At 58.7% G+C, this 11,583-nt stretch carries 11 protein-coding genes; 7 read left to right on the forward strand and 4 right to left on the reverse strand.

Features of this window, described 5'->3' with window-relative positions:
• Positions 1-197: 197 nt before the first annotated feature.
• From ACUTJJ_RS22700 to ACUTJJ_RS22710, 3 genes are all read right to left on the reverse strand, one after another.
• Complete coding sequence (locus tag ACUTJJ_RS22700) at positions 198-737, reverse strand: lytic transglycosylase domain-containing protein (protein ID WP_144577344.1); 540 nt, start codon at positions 735-737, stop codon at positions 198-200.
• Between the two features lie 248 nt (positions 738-985).
• Positions 986-1,765 (reverse strand): N-acetylmuramoyl-L-alanine amidase, encoded by a 780-nt coding sequence (locus ACUTJJ_RS22705; protein WP_063950590.1) that lies wholly within the window; start codon positions 1,763-1,765, stop codon positions 986-988.
• Positions 1,762-2,502: a J domain-containing protein gene (locus ACUTJJ_RS22710; protein ID WP_063950791.1), complete on the reverse strand. Its 741-nt coding sequence runs from the start codon at positions 2,500-2,502 to the stop codon at positions 1,762-1,764. The genes ACUTJJ_RS22705 and ACUTJJ_RS22710 overlap by 4 nt, the downstream gene beginning before the upstream one ends.
• 319 nt (positions 2,503-2,821) lie before the next feature.
• Between ACUTJJ_RS22710 and ACUTJJ_RS22715 the strand changes: the two genes are divergently transcribed.
• From ACUTJJ_RS22715 to ACUTJJ_RS22745, 7 genes are all read left to right on the forward strand, one after another.
• Complete coding sequence (locus tag ACUTJJ_RS22715; RefSeq protein WP_445543507.1) at positions 2,822-4,033, forward strand: pyrophosphate--fructose-6-phosphate 1-phosphotransferase; 1,212 nt, start codon at positions 2,822-2,824, stop codon at positions 4,031-4,033.
• 51 nt (positions 4,034-4,084) lie between these two features.
• Entirely contained in the window at positions 4,085-4,720 is a 636-nt protein-coding gene (locus ACUTJJ_RS22720) for a LysE family translocator (protein WP_445543508.1), read from the forward strand.
• Positions 4,721-4,843: 123 nt separating this feature from the next.
• Positions 4,844-5,914 (forward strand): transglycosylase SLT domain-containing protein, encoded by a 1,071-nt coding sequence (locus ACUTJJ_RS22725; protein WP_445543509.1) that lies wholly within the window; start codon positions 4,844-4,846, stop codon positions 5,912-5,914.
• 298 nt (positions 5,915-6,212) lie between these two features.
• Positions 6,213-7,463: a DUF3419 family protein gene (locus ACUTJJ_RS22730; RefSeq protein WP_445543510.1), complete on the forward strand. Its 1,251-nt coding sequence runs from the start codon at positions 6,213-6,215 to the stop codon at positions 7,461-7,463.
• The gene (locus ACUTJJ_RS22735) at positions 7,460-8,179 is read left to right on the forward strand and encodes a class I SAM-dependent methyltransferase (protein ID WP_445543511.1); all 720 of its coding nucleotides are present in this window, start codon (positions 7,460-7,462) and stop codon (positions 8,177-8,179) included. Before ACUTJJ_RS22730 ends, ACUTJJ_RS22735 begins: the two co-directional genes overlap by 4 nt.
• Before the next feature lie 230 nt (positions 8,180-8,409).
• The gene (locus tag ACUTJJ_RS22740) at positions 8,410-9,189 is read left to right on the forward strand and encodes a glycoside hydrolase family 25 protein (protein WP_144577336.1); all 780 of its coding nucleotides are present in this window, start codon (positions 8,410-8,412) and stop codon (positions 9,187-9,189) included.
• Positions 9,190-9,311: 122 nt separating this feature from the next.
• Positions 9,312-10,538 (forward strand): lytic murein transglycosylase, encoded by a 1,227-nt coding sequence (locus ACUTJJ_RS22745; RefSeq protein WP_144577334.1) that lies wholly within the window; start codon positions 9,312-9,314, stop codon positions 10,536-10,538.
• Between the two features lie 466 nt (positions 10,539-11,004).
• On the opposite strand, the gene ACUTJJ_RS22750 is transcribed toward ACUTJJ_RS22745, so the two are convergent.
• The coding region (locus ACUTJJ_RS22750; RefSeq protein ID WP_445543512.1) for a methylenetetrahydrofolate reductase at positions 11,005-11,583 on the reverse strand (579 nt) is incomplete at its 5' end.

The raw sequence follows: 11,583 nt of genomic DNA on the forward strand, positions 1-11,583 counted from the left end.
GGACCCATCAACGCCACGCCATCCGTTTGCACCGAGAGATGCCGCGCCGCGGCCGCTCCCATCATCCCGGCCCCGACGACGATGTATTTGAAATCCGGCATGTCACGCTCCGTATCAGCTTTGCCTATGACTACAGCATGCCGGGCCGAACCGGAATCGCTTTTCGCAATTTTGCAGTTTCGCAGACGATGAAATCCTCAGCCGGCCAGCAACGCCTGCACCTTACCGCAATAACGCTTGGAAACCGGGTTCATGCGGGTGGCGCCATGGCCGGCATTGTACCGCAGGATCGTGCTGCAAACCTGACCGCCACCCAGCTGATGCGCCGTGGCCAGATATTGCATGCCCCAGCGGATATTGGTCTCGGGATCGTAGAGCGCCTTGGTCGTGCCGCGATAGCCCATCATCCGCGCCGTCGCCGGCTTGATCTGCATGAGCCCGACCTCGCCGGCGCTGCCGCGCGCCTTGGGATTGAACTTGCTCTCCACGGACACGATCGCATGCGCAAGATTCGTGGGAACGCCGTAACGCTTGGCATATTTGACGATCAGATCGGAATAGTCGTTCTTGAGCGAGGCCGGCAGGCTCTTTTCGGGAATGGGGTAACCGGGCTTGCGGAAAAAAGTCTCCAGCGTCACGGTCTTGGTCTTCACATCCTCATCTTTGGCAAAAGCAATCCCCACCTGCGAAGCCAGCATAACAACGCCCGCGACGACAGCAACAACAACCCTGTTCATATGTAGAAAAAGTCTCCAGATCGGACGACCGGACCAATGAAGCGGCACAAATAATCAACGCCCGGAAAGTCGATCACGACTTTCCGCTGTCCAGTCTCCTTGATTGATATTGACGGCAGGTTCCCCTGAAGAACGTCACCGCATACAGTGACCTTCTTAAACTTCCTCAATGCGGATTAACTGTGGCATGTCAAAAAAAGCGACTTGGCGAGAGCCACATGCCGGGATTCATTTTCCAAAATCCGCGTTCAGGCGACCGAAAATTTCGGTAGACTGGCAATCAGCCGGTGCAGGGTGTCAATGGTCGAAAAATCCGCGATGCCGTCCACCAGCGCGGGCCGGAAGTGCCTCTGGAACGCCGCTACGGCGCCCTCGGTCTTTTCACAATAATTGCCCGATATTTCAACGCCGTAACCATAGATGGACAGCATCGACTGCAACGCTTCGACCGGCTGGCCGTGATCCCCGCGCTGGAAAAAACGGCCGCCGCGGATCGGCGCGGGTTCAACCCAGTGGCCGACACCCTGCCGCGACAGGATGTCCCATGGGAAATTTTCGCCTGGATCGACCTTGCGGATGGGCGCCACGTCCGAATGCGCAAGCACCCTTTCAGGCGCTATATTCCAGCGTTGGCCGCAATCGCGACATAATTCGATCACCGCATCGATCTGCTCTTTCGGAAACGCCGGCAGCCCGCCGGGATGACCTTTATTGGCGATTTCGATGCCGATGGAACGGGAGTTGATATCCTCGTGCCCCGCCCAGAAGCTTTTGCCCGCATGCCAGGCGCGGCGCGTTTCCGGCACGAGCTGCATGATGCGCCCGTCTTCAAAAACGAAATAGTGGCTGGACACCTGGCTTTCGGGATTACAGAGCCACGAAAGCGCGCCGTCAGCCGTCGTCATGCCGGTATAGTGGAGAAGGATGATATCGGGGCCAGCAACGCCGATCCTCTCGCCATGATTGGGCGAGGGCGCAACGGCAGCGCGCCCGAAATCCGGGACAAAATCCGGCAGAGTGTCATTCATGCGACGCGGCGTTCTTTCTCAATGGCCGCATAAGCGGCGTTGAGAGCCGCCATACGCTCATTCGCGGCCGCATGCAATTCCATGGGAACGCCACGGGCGATGAGCTTGTCCGGGTGATGCTCGGCAACCAGCGAACGGTAACGCTTGCGGATATCCAGGAAGTCGTCGGAAGGCGATACACCAAGCACGCGGTAGGGGTCGCGCCCGTCCATATGCACATGCCGCGCCATGATGGTTTCGAAATGATCTTCGGTGATATGGAAGATTTCCGCGATGCGACCGAGGAAAGCGAGTTCCCGCTCGTGGATCAGCCCATCGGCCTTGGCAATATGAAAAAGGCCGTCAATGACGCTTTCCAGCATCTCGCAATTGTCGTGACCGGAACCACAAAGACCAGCCAGCCGCTCGGCATAGGCCTCGTAACCGGCAACGTCCTGACGCGCGAGGTTATAAAGACGGGCAACGTTCTTTGCTTCTTCTTCCGGGAAATCGAAAATCTGCCGGAACGCGCGAACCTCGGCGTCATTGACCACACCATCCGCCTTCGCCATCTTGGCGGAGAGGGCGATGATGGCGACGGAAAAGGATACCTTGCGGCGGGTTTCCGGGTCGCCCTCGAACAGGGTTCGGATAGCTTCGACAACGCGCCCGAGCGCATTGCCTGCCGCGTCGCCGATTGCGCCGAGCAGTCGCTCCCACAGGGATGAAATTTGCAGACAGGCGAAATCGAACATCATGCCCGCAAGCATGACGGCATATCGCCGCGAATGCAATATCTCCGGCTGCACTGCGGCATTAACTTTTATTCATCTTTGCGACAGTTTTGCTTGAGGAACAAGATGCGCCGTCCAGCGCGTGCCGGGGTTTTCCACAGCACGCCATGGCGGCCCCATCCTTGCCGCGATTGAAACGATTATATTCGCCTGATTTCGTCAAGCCGCTGAAAAACCGCAAGAAATCGGCATTTTTCTTCATAAATTCACTTTACACCTACACGCGGCTGTCGCATCCATTTGCCAGACAAGATTTTGGGCAAATGTGAAAAGGAGAGCCGTGATGGCTAAACAGAAAGTCGCAATGCTGACCGCGGGTGGCCTTGCGCCCTGTCTCTCTTCGGCGGTCGGCGGCCTGATCGAGCGCTACAGCGACATCGCACCCGAAATCGATATCATCGCTTACCGCTCCGGTTATCAGGGCGTGCTCTTGGGTGACCGCATCGAAATCAACAGGGACATGCGCGAGAAAGCGCATCTACTGCACCGTTACGGCGGCTCGCCGATCGGCAACAGCCGCGTCAAGCTCACCAATGCCGCCGATTGCGCCAAGCGTGGCCTGGTCAAGGAAGGCGACAATCCGCTGCGCGTCGCGGCTGACCGGCTGGCGGCTGACGGCGTCACCATTCTCCACACGATTGGCGGCGACGACACAAACACGACGGCCGCCGACCTTGCCGCCTATCTCGGTGCGAACGGTTATGACCTCACCGTTGTCGGCCTGCCGAAGACGGTGGATAACGACGTGGTCCCGATCAAGCAGTCGCTTGGCGCCTGGACAGCCGCCGAAGTCGGGGCATCCTTCTTCGACAATGTCAGCAACGAGCAGAGCGCAGCACCCAAAACTTTCGTCATCCATGAAGTCATGGGCCGCCACTGCGGCTGGCTGACGGCGGCCACCGCCCGCGCCTATATCCAGAAGACCCGCGGCAACGCGTATGTCGAAGGTCTGATGATGAACTCGCAGATGAAGAGTATCGACGGCATCTACCTGCCGGAAATGGCCTTCGACATTGAAGCCGAAGCAGAGCGGCTCAAGGAAATCATGGACCGACACGGCTACGTCACGCTGTTCGTCTCTGAAGGAGCCGGCCTCGATTCCATCGTCGCGGAGCGCGAAGCTTCCGGCGAGGCGGTCAAGCGCGACGCATTCGGCCACGTGAAGATCGATACCATCAATGTCGGCGGCTGGTTCCAGAAACAGTTTGCCAGCCTGATCGGCGCGGAACGCTCGATGGTGCAGAAATCGGGCTATTTCGCGCGTTCAGCACCAGCCAATGGCGACGATTTGCGTCTCATCCAGGGCATGGTCGATCTCGCGGTGGAAAGCGCCCTCAACAAGGTCTCCGGCGTCACCGGTCACGACGAAGATCAAAATGGCAAATTGCGGACCATCGAGTTTCCGCGTATCAAGGGCGGAAAGCATTTCGACCTCTCTGCAAAATGGTTCACCGAAGTGATGGAACACGTCGGTCAGCCGTTCACAGCGGCCTGATTTTACGATAGTCTAAAATAGACGGCGACAGGGAGGGCAAGGAGGAAGAGAATGTCTGGACAGGCCTGGCTGATTTTTTGCGCAGCATGTGCCGTTGTGTTCGCACTTCCCTCCCCCCTTGTATTTTCTGTCGCCTCCTATGCCGCGATTCGTGGCAGGAAGACGATCTTTGCCTCGGTCACCGGAGGCGCTCTCGGCATCGTCACCGCGATGACGATCTCGGCCATTCCGGTCGCCGGCCTCACCTATCTCCCTCAATCCTTTGTAGAAATCGTGCAATGGGCTGGCATTGGCTGGCTGATGCTGTTTCTGCTATGGACTTTTGCCACGCCGGCAGCCCAGGCGGCCAATGCCGACAATGACAATCTGCCGGGCAAATCCTGGAGCGGCATCTTCCGCGATTGTTATGGGATTTCGGCACTTCGCCCGCGCTATTTCGCGTTTTTTCTGGCGCTGCTGCCGCAGTTCGTCTCGGCCTCCGGCAACACGATCGAAACCCTGGCGATGGCGCAGGCGGCCATCCTGCTTATGACGCTTGTCATTCTCACGGTACAGGCCCTGCTTTCCGGACCGACGCTTGCGCTGGTGCGCCGCATGTCAGGTGACAAAAAGATAAGGGCGAAATACCGCACACACTTCATTTCTGGCCGCGCCGTCAGCGCGGGCTACCGGCGAATCGCAGCCTGAAACGTCCTCTGTGACGTCCCGGCTTGCCGCTATCCTTACAATAGGTTAATGAAAGCGCGACGGGTCACTGCCTGCTTCGCTTGACGCGGGGGTATCAAGAGACGGGCTAACGAAGGCGGCAACATGCGAAATTCGGGAAAATTCCGCGGAAGAAGTGCACTTCTTCTGTCTTCCACCGTGGGTCTGGCACTGGCATTGAGCGCATGCACCAGCGTCGAATATGCCGCCAAGGAAGGTCCCAATGGCCCGAAAATCACAACGGTGACTCCCACCAATACAGCCGAAGCATCAGCGCAGCCAGCAACCGTTGAAACCGCTGCAGGCGGTACACCTGCCACACAGACAGTTCAGACTGCCGAAGCCGGAGCCGCTTCTTCAGCAACAGCACTTCCCACTGCCGTCGCCGTCAAGGGCGGACGCGTGGCCCTGCCGCCAGCCTCTGAGATTGCAGCCGCTGCAGCCATCTCGGCACAGATGCAGCCGCAGCAGACCGAGATGGCACAGACCGCCGAAGCGTCCGCTGCGCCGACCACGGCTGCGGCGCTTGCTCCGGCAACTATGACGCACGCGTCAGCAGCCATCGAAACGGCTGCCAAGCCAATTGCCCACAACGCTGCCGCCGATTTGCCGCAGGTGGTTGCCGTCAAGGGTAACTTCCCGCCCGCACCGCCGCCGCCCGGCTCGCCCTCGATCGGCACCGAACTGACCGCGGAACGCAAGGTCATTCCGATGCCGAAACCGGGCAGCACGGTTCTGGCCTATGCCGCCGGGCCCACAAACGCTGCTCTTGCTGCCATCAGGCAGAACGAATCAATGACCGCGCCGCTGAACGCCGCGCCGGCCGGACGCGAAAAGCTGAGCGGGCTGATTACCAAATACGCCACCATGTATGATGTGCCGGAAGATCTGGTTCATCGCGTCGTGCAGCGTGAAAGCAAATATAATCCAGGCGCCTACAGCAGCGGCAATTTCGGCCTGATGCAGATCAGGCACGCGACGGCTCGCTCCATGGGCTTTGATGGCCCGGCCTCCGGCCTGTTCGACGCCGAAACCAATCTCAAATACGCCGTCAAATATCTGCGTGGCGCATGGGTCGTTGCAGGCAACGACCGCGACAACGCCGTGCGGCTTTATGCGCGCGGTTATTATTACGATGCCAAGCGCAAGGGTATGCTGCACGTTCTGCGCAAGTAATCGCATTGGCTCGGTTGGAGACGCCGCCTGAATTCGTCCGGCTTCTCGATACCGGTGACAAAAGCGCCTGAAATTTTCTCTCCGTCTCGGGCTTTTCCTGAGAATCCACGATTGCAGTGCATTATGGATCCTCGGGTCGAGCCCGAGGAAGACGTCGTGTGTAACGAGGTCCCGCCCACTGCGTCGACGCCGATGGACCACATCGTCTTTTCGGTGCCCTGATTTCACCCACAGCCCTTGTCATCAAATTGTAGCGTCACGGCTGTAGACGCCTCTCAATCGACTGAGAGGTGATTAGATGACGAGTGCGGCACCCAAGACCGGCTTCAGTAAGAATACCAAACTGAAGTCCGCATTGCTCCAGCACAAGGCACTCTCCAAAAGCGGCCTGTCGGAGCGCTTCTTCGGCCTCCTCTTTTCGGGCCTCGTCTATCCGCAGATCTGGGAAGACCCTGAGATCGATATGGAAGCGATGGAGCTTGGCGAAGGCCACCGCATCGTCACCATCGGCTCCGGCGGCTGTAACATGCTCGCCTATCTGTCGCGCAACCCCGCCAGCATCGATGTGGTAGACCTCAATCCGCACCACATCGCGCTGAACAAGCTGAAGCTTGCCGCCTTCCGCCATCTGCCGGCGCACCAGGACGTCGTGCGCCACTTCGGCCGCGCCAATCACCGCAGCAACAGCGTCGGTTATGACCGTTTCATAGCCGAGCATCTCGATGCCACAACCAAAGCCTACTGGTCGAAGCGCACCCTTTCCGGCCGCCGGCGCATTTCGGTGTTCGACCGGAACATCTATCGCACCGGCCTGCTGGGCCGCTTCATTGGCGCGGGCCACCTCATGGCCCGGCTGCATGGCGTGAAGCTTACAGAATTGGCCAAGACCCGCACGCTCGATGAACAGCGCCAGTTTTTTGACAACAAGGTCGCGCCGCTGTTTGACAAGCCGGTGGTGCGCTGGCTGACGAAGCGCAAAAGCTCGCTTTTCGGCCTCGGCATTCCGCCGCGCCAATATGACGAGCTGGCCAGCCTTTCCAGCGACGGTACCGTTGCGTCCGTCCTCAAGGAGCGTCTGGCAAAGCTTGCCTGCAACTTCCCGCTCAGCGACAATTATTTTGCTTGGCAGGCCTTCGCGCGCCGTTATCCCGAGCCGCATGAGGGCGCCCTGCCGGCCTATCTCAAACCGGAATATTACGAGACGATCCGTAACAACACCGCCCGCGTCACCGTCCATCACGCAACCTATACCGAGCTTCTCTCACGCAAGCCCGCAAACGCCGTCGACCGCTATATCCTGCTCGACGCACAGGACTGGATGACGGACGTGCAACTCAACGAGTTGTGGTCACAGATCAGCCGCACCGCCGCACTAGGCGCGCGTGTCATCTTCCGTACGGCGGCCGAAACGAGTGTCATCGAAGGCCGGCTTTCGCCTGACATCCGCGACCAGTGGGCCTATCTCGAGGAGCGCTCGAACGAGCTCAATGCCATGGACCGCTCGGCCATTTATGGCGGCTTCCATATTTACCAGAGGGCTTTGGCATGAAGACCATTGGCGAGAACGTGAGCCTTGCAGACAGCGCCCATGCGAGCCTCATGGACCGCATGTATCGCCACCAGCGGCACATCTACGATATCACCCGCAAATATTACCTTCTCGGCCGTGACCGGACCATATCCGGCCTTGATGTACCGAAGGGTGGCACGCTGCTGGAAATCGGCTGCGGCACCGGTCGAAACCTCCTGCTGGCGGGCCGCCGATTTCCCGATGCCAAGCTCTTCGGCCTCGATATATCCGCAGAAATGCTGCTGACCGCGTCCGAGAATTTTGCCGGCAAGGCGGAACGCCCCATTCTGCGTGTCGCCGATGCCACCGCCTTTCGCGCGTCGGAATTCGGCCAGCCCGACGGTTTCGACCGGGTCATGATACCCTATGCGCTGTCTATGATACCAGACTGGGAAAAAGCGATCGAACAGGCGCTCAAGGCTCTGAAGCCCGGCGGTTCGCTGCATATCGTCGATTTCGGCCAGCAGGAGCAGTTGCCGACGTGGTTCCGCAGCCTACTGCAAGCGTGGCTCACGCGTTTTCACGTTACGCCCCGCGCTAATCTTCGTTACGTTCTGGCCAATATGGCTGGCCGATTCGATGGCGATTTCGAATTCGAAGAAATCGCCAGGGGTTATGCCTGGCGGGCCGTCATCACGCTTCCGGTCGCCGATGTCGAGCATCCGAAAATCCAGCGCCTGTTGGCCGATGCCTGATTAACGAGCGTTGAATAGACGCTCCCTCGCCCGAGACATCAGCGTTTTCGGGCCCAGTCCGCAACGAATCGCGCGACAATAGAGCAAATCGCTACGAATTCAGCGACTTGCGCAGCGCAAAAAGCACGTCAGCCCTTGCCATATCACTTTGTTTACCATGTTATGGGTAAATCGGGAGATACGGCGCGTCGTTTCGCAGCCGGGTGGGCAACATATTCCTCAGGGTTCCAATGCGGCTGCGTTTATCAGCGTTACTAACTGCTTTGCTGCTGATCGGCGGCTGCACCTCCACCAGCTATGACCTGTTGGAAACCGCATCCGTTTCCAAGCCGAAGTTCTCCGATACCGATCCGCAGGATTTCGGTGTCAACAATCCGCACCGGCATGAGGTCCACGGCATCGACGTCTCCAAGTGGAATGGCGATGTCGACTGGCAAACCGTTCGCAAATCAGGCGTTTCCTTCGTCTTCATCAAGGCGACCGAAGGATCGGACCGTATCGATCCGAAATTTGGCGACCATTGGCGCAGTGCGGCAGCCGCCAATATCCTGCACGCGCCATACCATTTCTATTATTTCTGCTCGACCGCTGACGCTCAGGCCGACTGGTTCATCAGAAACGTGCCGAAGGACGCGGTTACATTGCCGCCGGTTCTGGATGTGGAATGGAACCCCTCCTCGCCCACCTGCAAGACGCGCCCTGCCCCTGCCATCGTCCGCGCCGAGATGAAGCGCTTCCTCGACCGCATCGAGGCGCATTACGGCAAGCGCCCGATCATCTATACCTCTGTTGATTTCCACCGCGACAATCTCGTCGGCCAGTTCAATGACTACCATTTTTGGGTGCGTTCCGTCGCAGCCCATCCAGCCAAGATTTACGAAGACCGCAAATGGGCTTTCTGGCAATACACCGCCACCGGCGTCGTGCCCGGGGTGAACGGTCCCACCGACATCAACGTCTTTGCCGGAAGCGAGAAAAACTGGCGGAAATGGATCGCTTCGGCCAAATAGAACGGCCAAGAAGCAACACTTTCTAAAATTCGGCGTTGTTCAACCACGTCAGATCGCCCGATCCGTTTTTTTGTCGCAAACATATGGGTAAAGCGGGCTAACAACCTATCGAGGAAATTCCCATGCCCACGTTCCGGTCGCGCAGCATCATTTTTGCCGCCGCTCTGTCTCTTTTGTCTTCCAGTGCAGCCCTCGCCACGCCACCGGTTGCCTCGCCTGACGATCCCAAGCAGGTCGCCTGTGGTGGTGATCTCGGCACCTTCCTTGAAGGCGTCAAGGCCGACGCGCTGGCCAAGGGCATTCCGGCAGACGCCATCCAGAAGGCGTTGGCTGGCGCGCAGATCGACCAGAAGGTGCTCTCGCGTGACCGCGCACAGGGTGTTTTCCGCCAGACCTTCCTCGAATTCTCACAGCGCACCGTCAGTCAGGCGCGCCTTGATATTGGCCGCAAGAAACTGCAGGAGCTCTCCTCCACCTTCGCCCGCGCCGAAAATGAGTTTGGCGTGCCCGCTGGCGTCATTGCTGCCTTCTGGGCCATGGAGACCGACTTTGGCGCCGTTCAGGGCGATTTCAACACCCGCAACGCGCTGGTAACCCTGTCGCACGATTGCCGCCGCCCGGAGCTCTTCCGTCCGCAACTGCTGGCGCTGATCGAAATGGTTCAGCATGGTGATCTAGATCCCGCCACCAATACGGGCGCATGGGCCGGTGAAATCGGCCAGGTCCAGATGCTGCCAAAGGACATCATCGCTTTCGGTGTCGATGGTGATGGCGACGGTCATATCAACGTCAAGAGCAGTGCGCCCGACGCCATCCTGACCGCAGCGAAATTCATCCAGCATCTCGGTTTCAAGAAGGGCGAACCCTGGATTCAGGAAGTTTCCCTGCCGGAAAACCTGCCCTGGGAAAAATCCGGCCTCGGCGGCCCGCTGACCGCTGGCGAATGGTTTGCGCTAGGTGTCACCCCACGCGATGGCAACAAGACCTTCGCATCCCTCCCCGCCGCCCTCATCATGCCGCAGGGCCGCAAGGGACCGACCTTCCTGACCTATCCGAACTTCAACATCTATCTGGAATGGAACCAGTCGTTCATCTACACGACCTCGGCCGCCTATTTCGCCACCCGCCTGATGGGCGGCCCGGTCTATGACAAGGGCAACCCCGATCCTGGCTTCGATGACGCCACCATGAAGCAGCTTCAGACCAAGCTCGAAGCCCGTGGCCACAATGTCGGCAAGGTGGATGGCATTCTCGGTTCCGGCACCCGCGTCGCGATCCAGAAGGAGCAGCAGCGCCTGGGCATGCCGGCGGACGGCTGGCCAACGGCAGCGCTTCTGCAGGCGCTTTAACAAGTCTTAATGGCGCCCTCCGGCCTTTAATCTGTCGGCCGGAATCAAGGCGGAAATCGCTAATCTCGACTGGATGACTGGGGATAACACCCCGGTCATTTACTTTTTTTAAACCTCTGAAGCACTGCGTGATTGATTAATAATCGTTTATTTTCAATAAATTACCGAAAACGCTTTTTCACGGCGCGGCAAACCGTGCTGCAGCGCATCACAGAAAGCGCTTTTCAACCGCCACAAAACGGTCATATTATCGAACCTGTCAACAAGAGGAGGCACCCATGGGACTTACAAAATCTCTCAATGCCTTGGCAGTCGGTTTGGCGTTTTTGTTCGTGGCGATGATGCTTTTCATCTGACGAAACGTGAAGACCAAACGCAGTAAAGAACCGTAGATGACACGAATTTAAAAAGCGCAGATCCCGTGGGACCTGCGCTTTTTTGTATTCGGCTACCGTCGGGCGTCACATCAGGCCGCGCTACGGCGCAGACGCTCCAGCCCCAGATTTTCCAGCACAGCGTTGACCAGTGGCGCGCGGTTCATGGTGTAGAGGTGAAACTCGCTGACGCCGCGCCGCTGAAGGTCGGCGATCTGCTCAGCCGCAACCTCTGCAGCGACACGGGCACGGCCGTCGATATCCTCGTCGTAACCTTCGAAACGCTCATCCAGAAAGGCGGGGATGCTGGTACCGCAGCGACCTGCGAAACGCTTGAGCTGCGTCAGATTCTGGATCGGCATGATGCCGGGCACAACAGGAATGGTGATGCCTGCCGCCGTCACGCGCTCCAGGTAACGCTCGAAGACGTCATTATCGAAGAAGAACTGCGTCAGCGCCCGTGTCGCACCGTTATCAGCCTTCCGCTTCAGCATATCGATATCGACGGCGTCACTTTCGCTTTCCGGATGCTTTTCCGGATAGGCGGAGACGGAAATTTCGAAGTCGCCGAGGTCCTTGAGGCCCCTGACCAGCGCGGCAGCGTTCTCGTAGCCTTGCGGATGCGGCTGATAGGCCGTGCCGATGCCGGTCGAGGGATCGCCACGCAACGC

The organism is Agrobacterium sp. DKPNP3 (genome assembly GCF_052686535.1).